The organism is Pirellulales bacterium, assembly GCA_033762255.1.
Classification (GTDB): domain Bacteria; phylum Planctomycetota; class Planctomycetia; order Pirellulales; family JALHPA01; genus JANRLT01.
In genome coordinates this window covers 86474-107387 of the sequence record JANRLT010000049.1, presented here as the reverse complement: position 1 = coordinate 107387, position 20914 = coordinate 86474, and the positions used below count along the sequence as shown (strand labels likewise).

At 55.1% G+C, this 20914-nt stretch carries 19 protein-coding genes, 1 tRNA gene and 1 CRISPR repeat array; of the genes, 6 read left to right on the top strand and 14 right to left on the bottom strand.

Going from position 1 to position 20914, the window contains the following annotated elements; genetic code table 11:
• Positions 1-49: 49 nt before the first annotated feature.
• Positions 50-1014: a CRISPR direct-repeat array (repeat unit 21 nt; unit sequence AACGCACGGCCCCATTGAAGC).
• A gap of 33 nt (positions 1015-1047) precedes the next feature.
• The 9 genes from SFX18_14395 to SFX18_14355 all read right to left on the bottom strand — a co-directional run bounded on the left by SFX18_14395 (position 1048) and on the right by SFX18_14355 (position 6924).
• Positions 1048-1719, bottom strand: a complete 672-nt coding sequence (locus tag SFX18_14395) for a recombinase family protein (protein MDX1964339.1) — start codon at positions 1717-1719, stop codon at positions 1048-1050.
• Between the two features lie 107 nt (positions 1720-1826).
• Complete coding sequence (locus tag SFX18_14390) at positions 1827-2132, bottom strand: hypothetical protein (protein MDX1964338.1); 306 nt, start codon at positions 2130-2132, stop codon at positions 1827-1829.
• Positions 2133-2185: 53 nt separating this feature from the next.
• The gene (locus SFX18_14385) at positions 2186-3043 is read right to left on the bottom strand and encodes a hypothetical protein (GenBank protein MDX1964337.1); all 858 of its coding nucleotides are present in this window, start codon (positions 3041-3043) and stop codon (positions 2186-2188) included.
• On the bottom strand, positions 3037-4056 hold the full coding sequence (locus tag SFX18_14380) for an AAA family ATPase (GenBank protein MDX1964336.1): 1020 nt from the start codon (positions 4054-4056) through the stop codon (positions 3037-3039). Before SFX18_14380 ends, SFX18_14385 begins: the two co-directional genes overlap by 7 nt.
• A 269-nt stretch (positions 4057-4325) precedes the next feature.
• The gene (locus SFX18_14375; GenBank protein ID MDX1964335.1) at positions 4326-4571 is read right to left on the bottom strand and encodes a hypothetical protein; all 246 of its coding nucleotides are present in this window, start codon (positions 4569-4571) and stop codon (positions 4326-4328) included.
• Positions 4572-4604: 33 nt separating this feature from the next.
• Complete coding sequence (locus SFX18_14370; protein MDX1964334.1) at positions 4605-4814, bottom strand: hypothetical protein; 210 nt, start codon at positions 4812-4814, stop codon at positions 4605-4607.
• 503 nt (positions 4815-5317) lie between these two features.
• Positions 5318-5965 (bottom strand): AAA family ATPase, encoded by a 648-nt coding sequence (locus SFX18_14365; protein ID MDX1964333.1) that lies wholly within the window; start codon positions 5963-5965, stop codon positions 5318-5320.
• 258 nt (positions 5966-6223) lie between these two features.
• Complete coding sequence (locus SFX18_14360; GenBank protein MDX1964332.1) at positions 6224-6640, bottom strand: hypothetical protein; 417 nt, start codon at positions 6638-6640, stop codon at positions 6224-6226.
• 116 nt (positions 6641-6756) lie between these two features.
• The gene (locus SFX18_14355) at positions 6757-6924 is read right to left on the bottom strand and encodes a hypothetical protein (GenBank protein MDX1964331.1); all 168 of its coding nucleotides are present in this window, start codon (positions 6922-6924) and stop codon (positions 6757-6759) included.
• An 809-nt stretch (positions 6925-7733) separates the two neighbouring features.
• Between SFX18_14355 and SFX18_14350 the strand changes: the two genes are divergently transcribed.
• The 6 genes from SFX18_14350 (at position 7734) to SFX18_14325 (ending at position 14052) form a co-directional block, all read left to right on the top strand.
• Complete coding sequence (locus tag SFX18_14350; GenBank protein ID MDX1964330.1) at positions 7734-8897, top strand: hypothetical protein; 1164 nt, start codon at positions 7734-7736, stop codon at positions 8895-8897.
• Between the two features lie 351 nt (positions 8898-9248).
• Positions 9249-9557, top strand: coding sequence for a helix-turn-helix domain-containing protein (locus SFX18_14345; GenBank protein ID MDX1964329.1), 309 nt, complete (start codon positions 9249-9251; stop codon positions 9555-9557).
• Positions 9558-9849: 292 nt separating this feature from the next.
• Positions 9850-12108, top strand: coding sequence for a hypothetical protein (locus SFX18_14340; protein ID MDX1964328.1), 2259 nt, complete (start codon positions 9850-9852; stop codon positions 12106-12108).
• A 119-nt stretch (positions 12109-12227) separates the two neighbouring features.
• Complete coding sequence (locus SFX18_14335) at positions 12228-12353, top strand: hypothetical protein (GenBank protein ID MDX1964327.1); 126 nt, start codon at positions 12228-12230, stop codon at positions 12351-12353.
• A gap of 179 nt (positions 12354-12532) precedes the next feature.
• Positions 12533-12739, top strand: a complete 207-nt coding sequence (locus SFX18_14330; protein ID MDX1964326.1) for a helix-turn-helix transcriptional regulator — start codon at positions 12533-12535, stop codon at positions 12737-12739.
• Positions 12739-14052, top strand: a complete 1314-nt coding sequence (locus SFX18_14325) for a site-specific integrase (protein ID MDX1964325.1) — start codon at positions 12739-12741, stop codon at positions 14050-14052. Before SFX18_14330 ends, SFX18_14325 begins: the two co-directional genes overlap by 1 nt.
• Here the strand turns inward: SFX18_14325 and SFX18_14320 are convergent.
• From SFX18_14320 to SFX18_14300, 5 genes are all read right to left on the bottom strand, one after another.
• Positions 14021-14093, bottom strand: a tRNA-Arg gene (locus tag SFX18_14320). The genes SFX18_14325 and SFX18_14320 overlap by 32 nt on opposite strands.
• A gap of 189 nt (positions 14094-14282) precedes the next feature.
• Positions 14283-14570, bottom strand: coding sequence for a ribosomal protein L7/L12 (locus SFX18_14315; protein MDX1964324.1), 288 nt, complete (start codon positions 14568-14570; stop codon positions 14283-14285).
• A gap of 364 nt (positions 14571-14934) precedes the next feature.
• Positions 14935-16443 (bottom strand): peptidylprolyl isomerase, encoded by a 1509-nt coding sequence (locus tag SFX18_14310; protein MDX1964323.1) that lies wholly within the window; start codon positions 16441-16443, stop codon positions 14935-14937.
• An 82-nt stretch (positions 16444-16525) separates the two neighbouring features.
• Positions 16526-19768 carry a transcription-repair coupling factor gene (gene mfd / locus SFX18_14305; protein ID MDX1964322.1) on the bottom strand — a complete coding sequence of 1081 codons (3243 nt, stop codon included), beginning with the start codon at positions 19766-19768 and terminating at the stop codon, positions 16526-16528.
• Between the two features lie 233 nt (positions 19769-20001).
• Positions 20002-20466: a hypothetical protein gene (locus SFX18_14300; GenBank protein ID MDX1964321.1), complete on the bottom strand. Its 465-nt coding sequence runs from the start codon at positions 20464-20466 to the stop codon at positions 20002-20004.
• Between the last annotated feature and the right edge of the window lie 448 nt (positions 20467-20914).

Here is a 20914-nt window from a genome sequence, read left to right as displayed (position 1 = left end):
ATGGAAAACGGAACATTTCTCGGGCTATCAAGACCTTTCCGTGCATGAGAACGCACGGCCCCATTGAAGCTTACCCTGTTACGGAGTGACAATGTGGTCTCTTACCCTTTCCGTGCATGAGAACGCACGGCCCCATTGAAGCAGGCTGTCCCATTGCGCCTTGATTGCCGGGTATTGTTCTTTCCGTGCATGAGAACGCACGGCCCCATTGAAGCCAAGCTGGCAATACGCCGAAATCACGGACTGATAACGCTTTCCGTGCATGAGAACGCACGGCCCCATTGAAGCAAGCGGGGGGTGTGGGAATCGACCTGACGCGGGCGCCTTTCCGTGCATGAGAACGCACGGCCCCATTGAAGCCGAGTTAATACTGTTAAAGAAAGAGGGGGCAACCGTCTTTCCGTGCATGAGAACGCACGGCCCCATTGAAGCTAATTTATTGGAATGTACTTCATCAAATGGAATTGCCCTTTCCGTGCATGAGAACGCACGGCCCCATTGAAGCAGCGGACTTCTTGGGGGGCTGGGCGGTCGGTTGCTTCTTTCCGTGCATGAGAACGCACGGCCCCATTGAAGCACGGCACGATTACGGCCATGCAGGTTGGCAAAGGGCTTTCCGTGCATGAGAACGCACGGCCCCATTGAAGCCACTGTTGCGCCAGCGCAGCCTTACGAAACGCAAGATCCTTTCCGTGCATGAGAACGCACGGCCCCATTGAAGCGCCGCCCCCGCCATATTGGTCAGCGTCCCATGCCGACTTTCCGTGCATGAGAACGCACGGCCCCATTGAAGCGCCACGCTGGATTTTCCCGGTCTGGTTTTACCCACGGGCTTTCCGTGCATGAGAACGCACGGCCCCATTGAAGCGCTAGGTAGCGCACGTGCGTGACAAACAACCGCCCGCCTTTCCGTGCATGAAAACGCACGGCCCCATTGAAGCGGTAGAGATTGTACTGTTAATACCGCGCCATTTTGACTTTGGAGGTAATAGCGGTAGCAATCGGTATTGAAGCGGTAGAGATTGTACTGTTAATACCGCGCCCTCCTCACCCCCGCCTCAGAATCCTCCACACGGTAGAGGCGTGCCATAGGCGGCCTTTGCCGCGGCAACGGATTTTTGAATCATTCAGTCGCGTGGCGATGGGGGAGGCCCCCAGCCCTTGGGCGTGCAAATCACGGATGAGCCGCAGGGTCGATTGCTCGTCCGGCACGGGCAGCAGTTTCTTGCCAACTTTACGGTAGCCATACGGCGGCACGCTGCCCATGGCCCGACCGGCGCTTTGATGGCGCAGCATCATGGCCGACGTGCGCGAGCGGCTTAACTCACGCTGCATTTCGGCCAGTGCGGCAAAGACCGTGCTCACAAACCGGGCCGTGGGATTGTCCGTCATGCTCCAGTCCCCTTCGCTAATTGACACGAGCTTAGCCCCTTTGCGTTCAATCTCACGGGCCAGCACAATCGACCATTCCGTGTCGCGGGCCAGACGACTCCAGTCCCGCACGACCAGGCGATCCCCACGTTTAAGCTCGGCCAGCGCGGTAAATAGTCCAGCCCGCTCACGGTCGGCACCCGATATGTCGCGGTCGGCATAGTGGGCCTTGACGGACCAGCCCTGCCGAGCCGCCCAAGCGTCGATATCCGCCCATTGCCGCTCAACACTGTGGCAATCTTGTGGCATGGGCCGGGGTGAGAAGCGGGCGTAGGCGATGATGGGCATGGGGGGGATGGAGAATTGGAGTAGTGGAGGAATGGAGAGGGGAGTTTAGTTGGCTGCATGTGCTTGCCGCGGCCTCTTTTGTCAGTGGTAGTGCATAAGGGCACAACCTAATACTCACGGGGTAGCAGGATCGTGGTACTTTGACGCTGGCCGCTAGCATCCACACCCTCGGTGATGATCCAGATTTTCACGCCATTTTGCAGGACATAGGCACTTAGGAGCCGGTCTCCATGTTGGAGCGCATCATCATTCGCCTGGGCGTCCTGAACACCGACAGTCCCCCAGTCACACCTCGCATGGCGATCCAAGTAGGGGGCGGGTAACTCCGCATCCCCAAAGGCAGCCAGCGCCCCGGGAGTGATGAAGGTTTTATTCCAAGAAAAGTGGTTCGTCACAATAAACGTCGTGGGCATGATTGACCTCATGGAAAAATGAACCTATTTGAAATAAAGCTGTGTGATTCTCACTACGCCGCTATGTTTAAATCCGTGAATTTGGCGGCTTGTTCGAGCAGCCAAATCGCGGCCGCTTCCTTCGCCCACAACTCTTGGCACAAGATCGCGCCCGGGTCGAGCAGGTCCACAATCTCGGTATTCATCGGGCGGGGACTGCCCAGGCTATTGGTCAGCACGCGCCCCTCGCTGGACATCGCGTAAAACCACAGCGTCCGATACGCCCAGCCGCTCAAGGCGTTAGCCAGCAGTGACTCGCTCACAGATTGACCGTAGTCCTTGACCACGCAGGACAGGAGTAGCTGATCCCCGTTGGTGTACGAATTGAGATTGTACTTGGCGGCAATCAACCGCACACTGTAACCGGCTTGCTCCAGCCAATCGGCCAGCGTGATAGCCGCAGCCCCGCGCCACAGAATGTCGCGGGACTTCACATCGCACGACGTTGCCACATTGCACACAATGGTTATATTGCTGCGGCCAGTGCTGGGCATGCGCTGGCACTCTTGCCAGTACGGTTGACCGGCACGCAGCCGGTCGACGCACAGCGCATCCCCGTTATCCTCGTTCCAGCGCAGCCTACGCTTGACGTTCACCGGCACGGGCAAATCCATATCGTCCAGGTAACTCTTGACCGCAAAATAATCATCAGCGGTGGGCTGATAGTGGCCGTGCAACTCTTGTTTGGCATGGTCGATGCCGGTAAACTTTCGCCCCACAAAATCTATGTTGTGCCGGTCAAACAAACTGCCCAGGCCGTAGGGATTGTACCTGTCTTTCTCCGTGGCCTCACTGTTGGCCAGGTCGTCCAGCGAGTCGAATTCTCGCTGGACCAGGCCCCCGATCCCCTTTGTGTGGTAACTCTCTAGCATGGCAGTTTCTCCAGAATTTGTTGTGCAGCCTTGCGCTCGTCGGCCGACCAAGCCACCAGCAGGTCAGCGAAAATCTCGCGGTACGCTTCACCCACGTTGCGGCACGCTTGGGCGGCCAGCATATCGCGGGTGCCGACAATCTGCCGAAACTTGCGTTCCCGCACCAAATCCCGCAGTTTCCAAACCGTATCCCGCACTACGCTATCCGGCACTAAATCCGCTTCCAGTTCGCGGTCATAGTCCACTTCAATCGTGGCACACGTGAAACGGTTTAGTGTGGCCCCGTCAAGCTGGTTGCGGCCAGCGTACATCCGATCCGCCCCGAGGCCAAACGTGTTCGCCGCCGCGATGAGTTTGAAATCCTTGTGCCGCTGAGCTAGGGGATTCGCGGCACGGTTAGGCAACGCCATAGTCTTACCCGCCAGGGCGGCATTGAGCACGGTAGCCGTATTGCCGTCCGCCGCATCAAACTCGTCGAGCAGGAACAAACTCTTACCGCTCTCGTACGCTTCCACCAACGCACTGGGCACATAATTGAATGTGCCCCCCGCTTCCACGGGCAACAGTCTACCCAACAGCTGCCCCTCACTCATGCCCGCACTGCAAGAGATGAAGCTAAACTCTAGCCCCAACTCTTGGGCGGCTTGGGAAGCCAGTGTGGTTTTTCCACTCCCAGCGGGACCGACGAGCATCACATGCAACCCCGCCGCCAGCTTACGCAGCAGTTTGGGTAACAGCTTGTGACGCCGTTCGGTACTCTTCACTGGCGGCACCACCACTTCCACCTTAGCGGCCCTGGGCTTACGTTTCGGGGCTTCACACGGGTGAAAATGTTGCCAGGTCATGTCGCCACTAGGCGAACGGCCAGCCGGTTTTACTTTCTCATTCAGGGGCATAGCCTGCCCGCACCTGCTACAGTCGCGCTCATGCTGGTTATAAACCCAGCCCGGCGCGTCGGCGTGCAGGTCCAGCGAAAGCTGGGTGTCCACACGCCCACGGTCTAATGTGAACATGGTAAATCTCCCTTAAAGCACCACCAAAAACCAAGATCAGCGCGGCAAAAACAACTACGTATTTGCCGCGGAAATGCGGGTTTATAGGGGGGGCAACACAGCCTTTAGTGACCTTTTGTCACCTTTTGCTTTCTTTGTGTTTCTTTGTGTTTCGGCTGAAACGCTAGCCGTCACAGTTGCGGAACGGTGAGGCCATACTTGAGTGCCACGGTGTGGAGTGCCGGCCCCCAATCGTCAGGCTCGAATACATCGTGAACATGCTGTAGCATTTAACACAACTTTAGGTCGTGCCCCAGTTGTTCAAAAACATCACTAAGCACAGCTACCGAGTGTCCCTCATAGCTTGGCTTGTAAGCCTCGTCAGGAATCAGCACGCCCGCAGCGCACTTCGCTCCGTCTGCGCCACGGTAGGCGCACTTGCCAAAGTTTTCACTGCCAACCACCCGCGATATCGACTTCTGCCCTTGCGTCAGTAAATGCCGGTACACGATGTCAAACGTTTCTTGCTTAGTCATGGTAGCCTCTCACGGTTAGAGTAAAGAATCAGACTACGTTTTCTTGCGCATCATCTCCGCGATTTGCGCCCGGAAACTCTCACCAGGATCAGGATCACCAGGATATTCCGCTACCCGCAGCCGGTCATAGCCGTTAGCTAACGCCCAGGCCCGGGCGGCTTCAATACGGTCGGAATAACTTGTGATAATCCGTTCGTGCCAGTCCGGCTTACCAATCTTGCAGCCCCAAAGCACTCGCATCATGTCACAATCTCCCGCGGTTAGAGTAAACCAAAAATTCAAACTTGTTCCGCCGTTCCCACTACGGAACGGCGGTGAAAGTCGGAATTTCTTACCTAACGCTAGTACCGAACGCCACGCTCAAAGGCGGCTTCCACAATCCCCTTGTAATACCCAGCAGCGTAGCCCTTAATGTATTCCGTTTGGCCGCGTGTGGGACCGGCTATTTCCACAATGTAACGGTCGCACTCAACCGTTGTTTCCTTGCGAACAGCGCACTCCCACGTTGGACACTCTTCGTTCATAAACCGACATAACCTCTTCGCAAAATCCTCCCACTGACTTTCCACAAGCTTAATTTTCATCACACAACCCCCTCGGTTAGAGTAAAAATCAATTCATCCAATTTTCCGAGAAAACACTTACGCAACGCTAAAACCCCGTAAAAACAGGCTCTTCGCGCCGTTATTTTCTCGGAATAATTACCCAGCGAATTAAGCCGAGAAAACAATTCTTGACAAATAACGCTAGTCCGCCATACACCCGCTATCTATCGCCTGCAACACTGCCCGCATGTTATGCTTGCACTGGCGCACCAGGTCCACGTAGGCCCCTATCGGCTTGCCGTCCAGGGAGTGTTTCTGCGCTATCCGCCTGGCTTCCAAAGCAAACGCCAACTCCAACTCTTTACCGTTGGAGAGTAACTCTAACCGGATACAACGTGACAACAGTGGCGCAGTGTCCAGGCAATCCTCAAACAGTGCCTCCTGCCCCTCATTCGTGGTCGTAAATATCACCACGGCATAGTCGGGTAAACGTTCCAGTACGTCCAGAAACTGGCGGATTGTGTCTTTACGCAACCCGTGCGCCTCATTCACAATCAGCGCATGTCCCTTGCCGTCGATGCACCTACACCGTAGGCCACGCTCCCAGTCGTCCAAACTCTTCGGCGTGAGTTGTGAAACGCTAGTTTCCGTGGTGGCAAACTCGCTTGCCACATCACTGGCAATAATCTTGGCTAGGGTAGTCTTACCCGTGCCCGACAATCCGCTTATCCAGTAGCCGCGGCCACCTAGGCCACGCTCTTTCAGCGCGGTCAATCTCTTGACCGCAGGTGGCTGGCCTACAACGCCGTCAAGCGTTTTAGGCCGTTCACGCTCAAATAATGCAGGCATCACTCACCCCCTTGCGTAGATTCTTTAACGTATTCGTACGCGCTGCGTTTTGTGAGAAACTCACCAAAACAAATCTCCTCACCAGAAAGCAAGACGGCATAAACGGCCCACCTACGGGGACTAAGCCGCACAACGAAATAGCGTGTCACGCCAAAGCGATACATAAACATTCTCCCTTGCTACTTGACCGCACACTCTCACAGTAAGAGTGTAGGGATAAGTGCTCCCCCACTACGGGGGAGCCAGGGAATTCCCACACTAGGCCGCAACCCTAACCTTTGGCTTAGCCTTAGCCGCCTTTTCCGCGGCATGCTTGGCTTTGCTGGCCGCGCTACGTTGGTCGATGAGCGAAATATTCGCCTTAACAAACGCATCGTAACGGTCCAACTTGGCACGAATAGCAGCAACAGTCTCAACTCGCAGGATTGTCCCAAACTGCGAATTACCGCCAGCCAGCCTACCAAAGTTAATCGCCCCACTCTCTGTCACCGTGAACTCCGCACCGGTGGATTGCTTAGGCAGCACATCAACTGCATCAGCGGGCTTGATTGCCCCGCTCTTGACGCCCATTAGCACGTAACGCAGTGTGGCACTGTCCTGCCCGATGAGCGAGCAAGTCTCGTCCACGGACAATCCACCTTTGGCCAGTTCGCCTAGCACTTCTAAATTAGTCATAACTGCACACTCTCCCTTGATTAAGTAAACACAATCGCTCGCCAACAGTAGGCTCGCTGATGTAGCACACTACGCTAGCAGTGTGCTTAGTCGGGAAGTCTACGGCACCGTGCTAACTAGCCTGGGTAAACGTGATCCATGCGGCCCTCTCCGAGCCCCCAGGCCTCAAACACCGGCCACTCATAGTCCATGTCCGGAGACAGCGTAAACGCCTCTGTGTCATCCAAAAGGTATTCCTCAAACTCTTGGCACAGAAACTCAATAACCGTTGCTCGATCAGGCATAACTCACACTCCCTTAGTGTTGTGCTAGCACAGTGCACTGCTACGTTGCAGTCAAGGTGATAGCGGCGAAACTCGTTGTTCGTCGTTGCCGTTGTGGCATCGACAAGCAACACTACGGCCTCGGCAAAGCGGCCAGGATTTTGCCGAGCGATTCCCTCGGCAAAGCGTAAAGGTATAGAGGACAACGGCTTAGCGTTGCAGTGTGATAGTGTTACCGTGGCTCGATTTTGACCCAGCACCCCACCCGTCACACGCGCGCGGGATACTTACTAGTCCCCCTCCCACAACTTGTGTAACCCCGCGTTAATTTGGGCAATTTAGCAACTTGTAGAGAAGTTGCTGTCTGTAGAATTTTGCCCCGGGGTGGGGGGGTTGGAGAGTTGGTGGGAGTCCCGTTTCCTGGGGTTTAAATCTTGGGGAATAGAGAAAGACTCGCTCTCCACGATGTAGATTTTCGAGTTTCTCACGCGTGAGGATATTTTCTTGTTGGAACCAAGTTTGCCGCAGGTTCAGACTTTGCTTTAAAGGGCTTCCACATTGCCACAGCGCTACACAAACGACTTAGACACAGTCTCCAAGTTTTCTATTTGTTGCTACATGAAACACAGTGGCAAATTTGATGGTAACGGCAATACACTGCTAGCAGCTTGGAACAAGTTGTTAAGTCGCCTACAGGCCGAAAATTTGCTATATTCCGGAACAGGTGGCCAGTGTGTTACAACGATCTTGTTTTACGATCCGCGAGAGAGCGCATCCCGCTTACGCGGTTCTCTCCGATCGGCCCGTTTTCTATTCTTAAGGTGAAACCAATGAATGCCGACTGGCGGGTAACATATGGCGCGAAAACACAAGATTTATTGTGCGAACACCCGTACTTGCGTCAGGAAATTTCCGCTGCCATTTCAAGTTGGTTTGTTGAGCAGTGTGACAGCGGGCTGGCCATATCGAAAAATGTAATTTTCCAGGAACTACATCAGGAAAGGACCTATCTTGAGGTTCAGACGGATTCCCCTTGGATCGGTACTCTAAACGATAGCCTGTCGCTGCCTTTTGACCTCGCCAACAAAGAAAGTATCCGCTTAAGGATCCGGCACCCATCGGTTGCCAAAGTCTTGGAGCTCGACCGATGGCTGACTCCAACTAAGGCAGAAAACCACGTTATTTTCACAAAGACGCTATCATTGAGATCATTCTTAAGAAGCGACGGTCCCCTTAATGACACACCAAATGAATTGAATCTGGCTCCAAAAAACCTGCCCCCTATTAGTGGGGCAACCCACGCAGAACCTGAATTGCCCTGTTTTTCGCTTACAGTTCAGATAAAAAAACCGGAGCTGCCTCAGGAATGGCCCTACTTTGTGCGGATGATTGCCGGTGAGGAAACTTGCAAAGAGCAAAAAATCAGCCAGCGCGATGCTATGGTTGTGCTAGCGGCGGTTTATGACGCGGCGGAATTTGACGACCCGTTCGTTCCAATGTCCGCTTACAAATTAAACAATGTCCTAGAACGAGTTTCCGCTAAGGGGCTAGTACCGGGAGAAATAGAGTATCGGGAATTAGTGAATCGCCCGTTTGTGTGGTTATGGATAATAAGAGAGATTCGAAATTGTGAAACCCTGACGCCGCAGGGTAAGACACTACTCAAAAAGTGTATTTACTTGGTGAAACAAAGCCTGGTGGGGGAACAGGGTGAACAGCAAGCCAACGGCGGGGCAGTACGTACTCCGCAAACATCCAAAAACCTTGGTGGTAGGCCAAGAAAGGATCAGCCAACGGTGAATGAACGCATGGAAGCCAAGCTGGAAAGCACACCCGAAGCTCAGACCTGGAATGCAAGCCAATGGGCGGCAAGCTTGAATTGCTCAGAAACTACTATAAAGGGAACGGATACCTGGAAAAATCTTAAAAGTACAAGAGAAGCTTATAACGCCATGCTGAAGGTTCAGCGGGAAATGAACGCCCCAAGACACTGAAAATACTTACCGCGATTTTCCAAGAAAACTTATCGCCCTCAAAAAATCTAAAAATATTTTACCCCGCATTTCGCGGGGTTTTTTCGTTTTTGCAACCGCGAAAACTTATTGCGGCAAGTTTTTTCGCGCCCGTCGCTCCCTATGTATACGGCCCGCTAGTGGCCGACCAAATAAAGGAGCGATACCGATGGCACAGCGAGAGAGTCCGGCCACACTGGTGGCTATAGCGTGGGCGGGTCGGCAGAGCGGCGACCGCCAAGTTGAGCGCACGGCCCTACAGATACTGCGTAATCGTTACGGGATGCGGATTAGCTACACCCGCCCCACCCGGGCACACAAAGGGGGTGCGCGATGAGCACATCCACGAATACTCCTACAATTCGCGAGCATGAGCAACTGCGGCAGCGGATCGACGCCGTGCCAGTGGACACCCTGGCAGTGGATGCCGTCGATCTTGCAAAGTTGTTGGCCGTCAGTGAAAGCACAATCCGGCGTTGGACCGCCAGCGGTACGATGCCCAGCGTGCTAATCGGCGGGGTGCGGATATATCCCTTGGCGGAGATTCGCACTTGGTTGTCAAAGCTGGTCTCGCAGCAATGCACGGCTACCCCCGTAAACGCCAACGGCCACGGGAATAACCCCGTGGCCGCGACGCTGTAACTTTACCCCTCGCGCGGCGGCGGGAATCTCACCTCCCGACGTCGCATTTACCTTTGTCTGAAAGGATTTTAGCATAATGAATCAAGGAACGCCAGTTGAAAACCTACTGGCCAAACTACCCGACGCAAAACCAACAAGTAGCGGTTGGCAGGCACGTTGTCCAGCGCATGAGGATCGGAACGCTAGCCTATCCGTTAGTGTTGGTGATGAAGGCCGCGCGTTAATCAAGTGTCACGCTGGGTGCGATACAAAGGCGGTTTGCGCCGCGGTAAATTTGTGTCTGGCGGATTTGATGCCATGCAAGATACAGACCAAAACAAGGAGGAGTGTCGCGACCTACGATTATCGCGATGAATCAGGCAAACTGCTATTCCAAGTGGTCCGCTATGATCCCAAGGGTTTTAATCAGAGAAAACCCAAGACAGGCGGCGGCTGGGACTGGAGCGTCAAGGGTGTGCGCGTAGTGCCGTATCGCTTAACGGAACTGCCAGCCGATCCGACGCAAACAGTTTATATCTGCGAAGGCGAGAAAGATGCTGACAACCTTGCCAAAATCGGGATCGTGGCCACGTGCAATGCTGGCGGTGCCGGGAAATGGACACCACAGCACGCCGAATACCTGCGCGGACGGCGGGTGATTGTCTTACCCGATAATGACGATGCTGGCCGTAAGCACGCCAAGTTAGTCTGTCATTCGCTCCACGGTTTGGCCGACACTGTGCGGATCGTGGAATTACCCGGACTCCCCCCCAAAGGCGATGTTACGGACTGGCTAAACTCAGGCGGAACCAAGGCCGACTTAGAACGTCTGGCCGACGCCGCGCCCGTATGGGTGCCGACAGAACAGACAGCGAAGCTGGACGATGCCAAAGCGCCGGTGGAATTGGACGCGCCGGACAATTCGGACGATAAATCCGGCAAGAAGTCTGGTCCCTCGACTGCGGAACAATTAGTGCAATTGGCACTGGCGCATTATCGGTTTGGCGTCTCGACCGCCGATGAACTCTTTGCCGTGGATCATGCGGGTGGCCCCGCGCTACTCTTGCGCGGCAACAGTGAGTCCCTCCGCCAGAGACTGGCAAAGCTATTCCGCGCGACGCATGAACGGACGCCCAACGCCAGCGCATTGGCCGATGCGTTATGTGTGCTAGGGGGTGAAGCCAGCGACGCCGAACCGGAACAATTGCACCTGCGCCTGGCCAAGCATGGCGACGGGATCGTGATTGATTTAGGTGATAAGTCCGGCCGCGCCGTGGAAGTAACGGCGGCGGGGTGGCAGGTGCTGACTAAATCGCCAGTATTGTTTCGCCGAAGCGCGCTCACCAAGGCGTTACCCCCACCAGAACGTGGTGGCAGTCTGGACGATCTGCGCGAAGTGCTGAATGTAACGGCGGTGGATTGGCCAATAGTGATTGGGTGGCTGGTGGCCGCATTGGTGCCAAATATCCCGCACCCGATCCTGTTATTGACGGGTATCCAAGGGACTGGCAAGTCCAGCGCGGCGCGGGTGCTGTTGTCTTTGTTCGATCCCAGTTATGCGCCCTTGCGATCCGAGCCACGGGATATGGAAGCGTGGCAGATTCAGGCCGGGGGATCGTGGGGAGTGGTCATTGATAACCTCAGCAAAATTCACCCGTGGTTATCGGATAGCTTGTGCAAAGCAGTCACAGGCGACGGTTTAATCCGTAGAATACTTTATACAGACGGGGACTTGGCCGTTAGTTCATTCAGGCGGGTAATCTGCCTAACCAGTATCGACGCGGGTGCGCTACGGGGTGATTTAGGGGAACGCCTCTTGCTGGTCGAACTGGACGTGATCCCCGATCATGCAAGGCGGACGGAACAGGAACTAGACAGTTTGGTGGAGGAAATGCAACCACGGCTATTTGGCGCGGTCCTGGACGCCTTAAGCCAAGTCCTGGCCGCGCTCCCTGGCGTCAACCTAGCGAGACTCCCCCGCATGGCCGATTTTGCCAAAGTTTTGGCGGCGGCGGACAAAGCGGGAGTTACCCTCGGCGCGTTTGATCGTTTCATGGGACTGCAAGACCGCATTGCCAACGAAGTACTGGACGGCGATCCATTCGCTACGGCGATCCTGGATGGAATAAGACCTGGCACAAGCTGGACGGGAACCGCCAGTGAGCTACTCTCCGCGCTATGGCCTAATACGTCCAAGCCGCCAGAGGGGTGGCCGTCTCCCCGTGGTGTCACAGGCCGTCTGCGGCGACTGTTCCCCTCGCTAGCTACTCAAGGATTGAGGGTGACAGTGGCACGGGAAAACACAGTTCAGCGGCGGCGGCTGTTGACCCTGACCAGAGATGTAGGGCAAAACATCGTCCAATGCGTCCAATCGTCCAATGTGCGTGTGGGTTGTGCCGAATTCTTGGACGATAAGTTGGACGATCTTGGACGATCCGGGGAAAACATCGTCCAAAGCTTTGAACCCGCAAATAACAGGTTATTGGACGATCTGGACGATAAAAAACATACCCTCTCTGGTGGCATCCATGATGATGATTTTGTTCCCGTCGATCCGGTGTTGGGATTTTAGGGGGTGCCGATATTAAAACCAAGATCAAGCCAAAACGCCCAAGGGAACGGCAGATAGAGTTGTGGCCGGATCAGGCGGATACGAAAACGTTTTCATCTACTAACCAGAAAACGGCGGATATGAAATCGTATCCACCGCTAAACGGCGAACCGACCGACACCGACCGGCTGGTAATAGCCAAGTTTAAGGCGGAAGCCCTCGAATATGCCAAACGCCCGCCTGATCCGAACGAACTCCCTTTTTAGCGAAAATCGGACGCCTAGGACGCCCCAGGAACGCGTCTCGCGGGGAAACTCGACATTAGACACGCTGGACGCCGGAACGCGTTATAACGCAAATATGAGTGTCAACTGTCAGGGACTATCAAGGAATGTTATAATGTTATCTGCTTGTTACAAGAACAAGTATCCCATATAGTTACAGCATGGCTAAGCATAAATCGTTTACCGCGCAGCTAAAACGGATCATCAAACGATCAAAGTTATCGCGGTATGCAATTTACAAACGAACGGGAATTGACCAAGCGCAGTTGTCGCGCTTTGTTAATGGCCAAGCTGGGTTAAGTTTGGTGGCAATCAATAAATTGACAGAACTTTTCAGGATCGAACTTTCCAGTAAGGAACCGGAATAATGGCAAGTCTCATTTACACCAAAGGCACGGCGCGGATCGAATATAAAAACCAGGGCGGACGCCGTTCAACCTTGCGGCTAGGCAAGATGCCCAAGGCCAACGCCAAACAGGCCCTCACCCATATCGAAAGCTTGATCGGTGCCAAACAGAGTGGCACCACAATCCCCGCCGTTACCGCCGCATGGCTTAAGGACGTGGGGAGCCAACTTCGCGGCAAACTGGCGGCGCATGATCTGGTGCCGGGCCTAAAGTCCGCCAAGTTGGACGATTACCTGACCGCCGAAATTGCCGCGCGGCGGGATTATTCCGCCAATACGACGCGCAACGCCAAGATGTTTCAGGCCGCGATTGTCGGCTATTTTGGTAATTGCGACCTGCGGGAGATTACCGAATCCAGCGCGGCCGACTGGAAACAGTCGATGGTGAATAATGAGTATTCCCCGGCCACTATCTCTAAATGGATCGTCCTGGCGCGACAGTGGTTTAAGGTGGCGTTACGCAAAAAGCTAGTTGATGAAAACCCCTTTGCCGATGCCAAAGCTGGCAGTCAGTCGAATAGCCAGCGTCTGGTATTTGTGGATCGTGCCACAATCCAAAAGGTGATCGACGCCTGCCCTAACACGGAATGGCGGCTAATGCTGGCATTATCGCGGTATGGCGCGCTGCGGGTGCCGTCGGAACTGCGGAACCTAAAGTGGACGGATGTTAACTGGGAAGCTAACACGTTAACCTTTGATAGCCAAAAGACGGCCAAGTGCGGGAAGCCCTACCGCACGATCCCCTTGTTTCCAGAATTGCGGCCCTACCTCGATGAAGCTTACGAACAGGCCAGCGAAGGTGCGTTGTTTGTGTTTGGGGATGAGTTGCGTTTAGGGAGTGACGCCGTGGTGCGGATGCGGATTTTGAAGCTGTTGCGCCGCATTGGCATTCAACCCTGGCCCCGCATTACCCATAACCTGCGGGCGAGCCGGATCATGGAACTATCCGATCATTTTCCCCAGGCCGTGGTGGCCGAATGGTGCGGGAACAGCGAAGCCATATCGCAGCTACATTACCAGCGTGCCGTGACCACCCATTTTGATCGTGCCGTCTCTGGCGAGACAGGATTGCAGTCGGCCATAACCACCCGCCAAAGCACGCCGCAAAATGTGACGTATAATCCGACGTACTCAGTTACGCCCAACAGCGCGCATGTACAGTCACTGGCTCAAGGCGATATGCAGAATTCCCGCGAAATAATGCCAGTGGCTATGCATGGTAACCAGTGGACAAACGTATCTGTACCCCCGACTGGAATCGAACCAGCGGCCTAGCGTTTAGGAAACGCTCGCTCTATCCCCTGAGCTACGGGGGCAAATTTGCGGAATTGACATATCCTTGGTCAATATTAACACTACCCTTGATCGCAAGCCCTGTTCGAGGGGGCGTTAGCAAAGGTTGCGCTATAAAACATCACATTATGATGAACTGCTTTTCCATTATCATACGCTAGCCCGGCAGGCGGGTCAAAGAGCCCAGCCAACCACAGTCTGCTAATCAGGGCTCATCCGGTCAACAATATAAATAAAGCTAAACTTACGGCCCCGCCGATGGTCAAAAGCCCCGCGAAGATGGAAAGGACGCCCAGGCAGCCTTGTGCCGGAGGGGAGGTAAAGTTTTCGGGTGTTTGGAGCCGCAACTGCGTTTCCAATTCGTCAATAAATTTTTTACTGTCGGCTAGGCCCAGGCCGGTTGCTTCGCGGTATTCCTTGATGGCCTGGATCCGTTGACCGGTAAAGAGCGCCTGATTGATCGCTTGACGCTGCTGGTCGGTTAGCGGGGGTGCTGGCATGGGGTGTTCCTAAAAGATTAAGCACAAAGTCTCTGCGGGCACAGAATTAGGCACAAAGAAGACAATTCCGAGACAGTTACGCGACAATTATTTTACCAAGCCAAGGAGGCATAAGCAGGACCAAGGTTTTTTGGGTAAGCAGCTAAGTGCCGAGGTCTCAACAGTAGTCGGATCAGCAACGATAGGTGATTTCGAATTTCAAAGTAATGATATCAGAATTCAGCTCATCCATGTTGGGAATGTGCCGATGTCGTTTGTTGGAACGGAAAGGATGTGGGTGGGTGGTCCCAGCCATCAGGTCTGGTCCTAACCTACTGTTCGGCAACAGAGTTGCCTCCTACAAAAATGCTGAGACGCGGCGGGCTTACTTCTTTTTCTTTCGCTCGGGAGGGGCGTTGCTGCTGAATTTAATTTCCGCGGGATCAATCTGACCGTCAAATATTGTCCAGACCGGTACCCGCTCACGCACCTTGTCTAAATACGCCAGCCGCGATTTTTCCTCCGCCTCGCGCAACAGCTTCTCGCGAATCTCGACCTGGGCAGTCTCAAACGGCACGCGGCCGTCATCCTTGCGTTCGAGCACGCGAATAATGTGAAATCCATCCTCATCCTCCAGGATCGCGCTAAGCTGGCCCACGGGAATGGCAAAGAGCGCCTCGTTTAGTACCTTGGACTTTAGCGAGCCGCGCGTGGTCCAGTCCCACTGGCCTTGTTTGTACGCGGTCGGGCCGTGCGAGGATTTTTCCGCCACCGCGGCAAAGCTGGCGCCTTGCAGGACGCTATTACCCAGGTTGGCCAGTTGGCCATAAGCGGCGTTCTTGTCGCTGACTTTGGCAAAGCTGATCATCAGGTGTTCCCAGCGGACGGTCGCCTTGATTTCATAATCGGCCAAATGGTTGCGGTAATCGGCCAGGACCTCGGACAACGGTATTTCCGACACTTCCTTGATGTTTTGGCGTTCCCATTGCACGGCCACGCTCCGTTCAAAAAACATCCGCTGCTGTTTATCCAGGGAACTGCCGCTGGCCAGCAATTTTTGCTCTAGCTCGGTCCGATTGGCCGCCTTGTGGACTTCTTGCAACCGTTTAACATGGCTGGTTTCAAATTGCTCGTTGACCGCTCCCCGCATTTTTTCAATGTTCTCCCTGGGGATATGCGTCATCGCGTCGGCAAAGATAATCTTTACCTCGATCAACTGCTTTACAAATTCGCGCATCAGCCGCTGTTGCTGATCCGCGTATTCGCTCGCCGACATCTGATTTTTGTACTGTTCCAGTGTCTTATTTACCGGTCCCAGCACATCCGCCGCCAAGATCGTTTCATTACCCACCCGCGCGATGATCTGCGCATTCACAAATTCCCCCCAGGTGGCGATCGTGGGGGAGCTTTGCAAACTGGTGTCAGGCGCGGCGGGTATAACGCCAGCCGAATTCTGGTCGGCTCTGGCCGGGGGCGGGGCTTGGGCACTATCGCTGCTAAAGGGGGCAGGAGCGGTAGTCGGGGGGGATTGTGTGTTAGGGGAAAGCAGATTTTGAGGGGCCTGCCTGGGCCACAGTGCCTCGCTGGAATCGGCTAAGGGGGTTATCGGCGTTGATGCGGGAGCGCCAGGGAGGGCCGGGGAACCAGCCGTGGCGGGCGCAAGGGCCGCTGGCAAATAGGGTTGCGGATTTCCAGAGGGAATTCCCGAAGGTGCGCCAGGAGGAGGCGATGACGGTGCCAAATTTGTGGCGGGATTGAGGGTACTGGGTAGCGGCTGCCCATCCAATCCGACATACGGCTGGGCGGGAAGAAGTGTCCCCTGCGTGAGGAATACGCCCAGGAGGAACACGGCATTCCAAAGGTCGGGTCGCAAAAAAGGTCGACAAAATTTCATAACCCGCCGCCTGTCAAAGGTCAAAAGTTCACGCCAGACCGGCACAAGGAATGGCAAAATGCCGCCGAAATAGGGGCGAATTTTAGCCAGCGTCCGCGCCTAGCCGCAAGAGCGATTTGAGGGGGGGGAGGATCGCCTCGCTAGCGACAGTGGCGGCATCGAGCGGCAGGTAGGCGCTGCGGTGATCGACGATGCGCAGTTTACCCCGGCTCAGCTTGGCCAGGCGTTCGATCAAGCTCCGTTCTTGATAGCACAGGACGGCATAGATGTCTTCGCGCTGGATGGTGTCGATTTTCCATTGCGCCGCCAATATTCGCAATTCCCCCAGTTCCAGCATCTTTTCGACAGGCGGGGGCAAATCGCCAAAGCGGTCCAACAGCTCGGCGCGCAGGTCGGCCAGTTGATCCATCCTGGTCACGCGCGAGAGGCGGCGATAAAGATCGATTTTTAAGCGCATATCCGGCACGTAGGTGCGGGGCAGGTACGCCTCGACGGGCAAATCCAGATGAACCTGAATTTGTTCCTTGGCGGGTAATCGCTGCAACCCCCGCACTGCCGCCTCCAGCAATTCGCAATACAATTCATAACCCACGCTGGCGATATGGCCGCTTTGCTGCGTGCCGAGGATATTTCCCGCGCCGCGAATTTCCAGATCCCGCATGGCAATGGCAAAGCCCGCTCCCAGCGAACTAAATTCCTCGATTGCCCGCAGCCGCTTGACAGAGTTAGAACTGAGAAACTTGTGCGGATCAACCAATAAATAACAATAGGCGCGGTGCTTATGCCGGCCCACGCGACCGCGTAACTGGTGCAGGTCGGCCAGGCCGTACTTGTCGGCCTCATCAATAAAAATGGTATTGGCGTTGGGAATATCCAGGCCGCTTTCGATGATGGTGGTGGCGATCAGGATGTCATATTTTTTGTCAATAAAGCCCAGCATCACGCTTTCCAGGTCGTCCTCGTGCATTTGACCGTGACCGATGCAAATACTCGCTTCGGGGACGATGCGCTGTAGCTTGGCCGCCAACTCGTGAATGTCATTAATCCGATTATGCACAAAGTAAATCTGCCCGCCGCGGTTCAATTCACGTAGGATGGCGTGTCGGATCAGTTCTTCGTCAAAGCGGGCGATCCGCGTTTCCACCGCCTGGCGGTTTTCCGGCGCCGTCTCGAGATTGCTAATGTCCCGCAGGCCCAACAGCGACATATGCAGCGTCCTCGGGATGGGCGTGGCGGTCATGGTTAGCACATCCACGGTCGCCCGCAGGGCCTTCAGCCGTTCCTTGATATCCACGCCAAAGCGCTGCTCCTCGTCGATGATCAACAGGCCCAGATTGGCAAATTTTACATCATGCTGGGCCAGGCGATGGGTGCCGATGACAATATCCACTCCGCCGGCCGCGGCCGCGCGTAAGATGCGTTCTTGTTCCTTTTGGGTGCAGAATCGGCTGAGCGTGGAAATATGAAAGGGAAAGCCCGCCAGCCGCGCTTTAAAGCTGCGGCCATGTTGCTCGGCCAGGATGGTCGTGGGGACCAGCACCGCGACTTGGTAGCCAGCCTCCACCGCCTGAAACGCCCCGCGCATGGCGACTTCGGTCTTGCCAAAGCCGACATCTCCGCAGAGGAGGCGGTCCATGGGCTGTGGTCGGGCCATGTCCTTTTTGATGGCGGCAATGGCGCTGAGCTGGTCAGGAGTTTCGCTAAAGGGAAAAGCCGCGTCAAATTCAGCTTGCCAGGGGCTATTGGCGGGAAAGCTGATCCCGGGGCGCGAGGCGCGGGTGGCTTGCAGCCGCAACATATCCAGCGCCAGGTCCTGAACCGCGCGCTCGGCGGCCGCTTTTTGTTTGAGCCAGGTTTTGCCGCCGATAGTGGCCAACGTGGGACGGGACTTGGTTCCGCCGACGTACTTTTGGACTAGTTCGATATTGGTCGCGGGGACAAACACCTTTGTCCCGCCGCGAAATTCGACTTCCAGGTGTTCCTCGGTCTGGTTCCCTTTTTCCAGCAGCTTAAGCCCGCGATATTTGCCGATTCCATGGCCCAAATGGACCACGTAGTCACCCTCGCGCAAATCCAAAAAGCTATCGATCACGCGGCTCAGGCGTTTGCGCCCGGCGGAAGAAACATCGGCCCGCTGGAACAGCTCGTTGGCACTGACCAGAGCGATCCGCTCGCTCACCAATCGAAAGCCCGAGCGCAAATGTCCCACGATAAAATGCAACGTGCCCGCCAGGGCCAGGGCCGTTTGGCCAAAGAGTTCTTGATAGCGTTCGACCTCGGCGGGGGTGGGACATATCAGGTACACGGTCTGACCCTGCCCCGCCGCGTCCAGCTCGCTGCGGACTTTTTCAAAATCGCCGCTGAATCGCTCGACCGACTCAAATCGCAGATCGCAATGCGCCTCCAGTGAACTGCCGGCAATTGCCGCCGCCGTGATCGAAGGAAACTGAAACAGCGCGCGGGTGACGTCGTCCAACTCGTGGTAATCCTGCGGTTTTTCCACCCGCTGCAAAAAATACCGGGCTTCTTCCTGCAGTTCAGGCGGTTCCACTACTAACACCCAAGTTCCTGGAGGAAGATAATCCGTCAGTTGGGCGCGATCGGAACGGGCGGGGTGGATCAGTGTCAGGTCGCAGCGCGAAAGCGCTCCCTGGCTGCGTTGGGTGGAGATTTCAAAGGCGCGGATGGATTCGACTTGATCGTCAAAAAATTCGATCCGCAGGGGATATTCCCAGTCAGCCGCAAACAGATCCAAAATGCCGCCGCGCAGGGCAAATTCCCCCGGTAGTTGCACGGCGGTGGTGCTTTCAAAACCATTTTCCACCAGCCAACGGGTCAATTCCGGCAGATCAACCTGATCGCCTACGTTGAGTGTATTGGTCGATTGGGCAAGTTGCGCGGGACTGGGCAGGGGCTGCAGCAGGGCCTGAATGCCGGTAAGCAGCAGCCGGGGCGGGGACGCTTGCTGCAATTGCTTTAGCAATCGCAGCCGTTCACCGTGAATTTCGTCAGCCAGGGTCAGATCTTCGCTGGCGGATTCCCAGGCGGGTAAGATTGCTGGACTAACCGTGGTAAATAACGCCAGATCAGCGGCTAAAGATTCTACATCACTTATATTTGGCAACACCACCAGCAAAGGGCCAGTGGTGTGTCGAAGCAAGTTAGCCACGACCAGCGCGCAGCTCGATCCCCATACACCGCCCAGGGTTAGGCTATGTCCAGCGTGCAGACTGGCTAAATTGGCGGAATATTCCGGCTGCGCATCGAGATAATCCACCAGCGGGGCCAAAGGGGCCGTAGCGGGTGGAGCCAGGTCGGTGCTCATGGGGCAACCGAATTTTACGCCAGCGGAGCCGATCTGGCGAGACGAAATCCCAGAAGGTCAGCCAATCAGGGGGGGTAAAAGAATCGCCAATATAAAAGTCCCGCCGTGCTAGCAAAAAAAACAGCCGGCAACAAAATTTGTTGCCGGCTGGGTGGTAATGTCCAATATTAAAACTGCGTTCAGGGCTGCTGGGTCGCACGCAATTTGAGTGGAATTACAGTTTTTGTGGCAAATTAGCCACGGAAGATCACAACAGGAGCGCGGCGGAAGCCGGTCTTGGGAGCGGCCGATTCCACAGGAGCGGCGGGAGCGGCACCTTCCGGAGCGGGAGGAGCGGCATGGCCTTCCGGGGCGGGGGTCACGACAGCGGGAGCAACACAGGTCGGGCAATCAGCGGCAACCGGGGCACCACAGCAATCAGCGGGAGCCGGTTCGCAGCAAGGAGCGGGAGCCGGTTCGCAAGCAGGGGCTGGTTCGCAGCAGGAAGGAGCGCCAGCGCAATCGCAATGGCAGCGACGATGACGGCGATGCTTGCGGTGACGGCCACCACAATCACATGCGCTGCCACCACAATCACCAGCACAACCATTGCAGCCATGGCAGCCGTGACCGGCGATGGCTACGGTATCTTCACCGAACATAGCAAAACCGGTGATCGCCACGATCACGGCCAAGCCCAAAGCAAAAAAACGATTCATGGAAAACCTCCAAAATCTTGAGTAAAACACAGGCCAGACAACATTTGCCAGCGGCCATTCCAGTGTGCCTTGCTCAGGCACAGTTCCGGCCCGGCAAGCAGAACATCCAGCCCATTGAAAAATGTTCTATGCAATCATGGAGTGCCCTGAAACTTTAACGATTGCAAAGACCAATGGAACTGCACAGTCTAGGAAGAATTTACCTCCTCGCTGGCCAGTGTCAAGGCAACGGCTGAAAATATAAGGGTTTTGCGTATTTTGGAGGATTTGGCTAAAGAATGCGGATTGTCCTAAGGCATTGCTTTTATTGGACTTACTTGGAAAAAGAAACAAAGTATTATTAGGCTTTTTGAATACCCGGCATATTTGGAAGTAAAAAAACTAATTTGGCAATCAAAAAAGGGCAGGCCGTCTAAAATCTTCTCCCTAGGACGCCGTAAAATTGGAT

Bases quoted from the DNA above. Each gene is read 5' to 3' on its own strand.
- SFX18_14335 (MDX1964327.1), top strand. From the start codon at position 12,228: ATGAAATCGTATCCACCGCTAAACGGCGAACCGACCGACACCGACCGG.
- SFX18_14345 (MDX1964329.1), top strand. From the start codon at position 9,249: ATGAGCACATCCACGAATACTCCTACAATTCGCGAGCATGAGCAACTG.
- SFX18_14365 (MDX1964333.1), bottom strand. From the start codon at position 5,965: ATGCCTGCATTATTTGAGCGTGAACGGCCTAAAACGCTTGACGGCGTT.
- SFX18_14360 (MDX1964332.1), bottom strand. From the start codon at position 6,640: ATGACTAATTTAGAAGTGCTAGGCGAACTGGCCAAAGGTGGATTGTCC.
- SFX18_14375 (MDX1964335.1), bottom strand. From the start codon at position 4,571: ATGACTAAGCAAGAAACGTTTGACATCGTGTACCGGCATTTACTGACG.
- SFX18_14310 (MDX1964323.1), bottom strand. From the start codon at position 16,443: ATGAAATTTTGTCGACCTTTTTTGCGACCCGACCTTTGGAATGCCGTG.
- SFX18_14325 (MDX1964325.1), top strand. From the start codon at position 12,739: ATGGCAAGTCTCATTTACACCAAAGGCACGGCGCGGATCGAATATAAA.
- SFX18_14390 (MDX1964338.1), bottom strand. From the start codon at position 2,132: ATGCCCACGACGTTTATTGTGACGAACCACTTTTCTTGGAATAAAACC.
- SFX18_14300 (MDX1964321.1), bottom strand. From the start codon at position 20,466: ATGAATCGTTTTTTTGCTTTGGGCTTGGCCGTGATCGTGGCGATCACC.
- SFX18_14350 (MDX1964330.1), top strand. From the start codon at position 7,734: ATGAATGCCGACTGGCGGGTAACATATGGCGCGAAAACACAAGATTTA.
- SFX18_14380 (MDX1964336.1), bottom strand. From the start codon at position 4,056: ATGTTCACATTAGACCGTGGGCGTGTGGACACCCAGCTTTCGCTGGAC.
- SFX18_14385 (MDX1964337.1), bottom strand. From the start codon at position 3,043: ATGCTAGAGAGTTACCACACAAAGGGGATCGGGGGCCTGGTCCAGCGA.
- SFX18_14355 (MDX1964331.1), bottom strand. From the start codon at position 6,924: ATGCCTGATCGAGCAACGGTTATTGAGTTTCTGTGCCAAGAGTTTGAG.
- SFX18_14330 (MDX1964326.1), top strand. From the start codon at position 12,533: ATGGCTAAGCATAAATCGTTTACCGCGCAGCTAAAACGGATCATCAAA.
- SFX18_14315 (MDX1964324.1), bottom strand. From the start codon at position 14,570: ATGCCAGCACCCCCGCTAACCGACCAGCAGCGTCAAGCGATCAATCAG.
- SFX18_14370 (MDX1964334.1), bottom strand. From the start codon at position 4,814: ATGATGCGAGTGCTTTGGGGCTGCAAGATTGGTAAGCCGGACTGGCAC.
- SFX18_14395 (MDX1964339.1), bottom strand. From the start codon at position 1,719: ATGCCCATCATCGCCTACGCCCGCTTCTCACCCCGGCCCATGCCACAA.
- mfd (MDX1964322.1), bottom strand. From the start codon at position 19,768: ATGAGCACCGACCTGGCTCCACCCGCTACGGCCCCTTTGGCCCCGCTG.
- SFX18_14340 (MDX1964328.1), top strand. From the start codon at position 9,850: ATGCCATGCAAGATACAGACCAAAACAAGGAGGAGTGTCGCGACCTAC.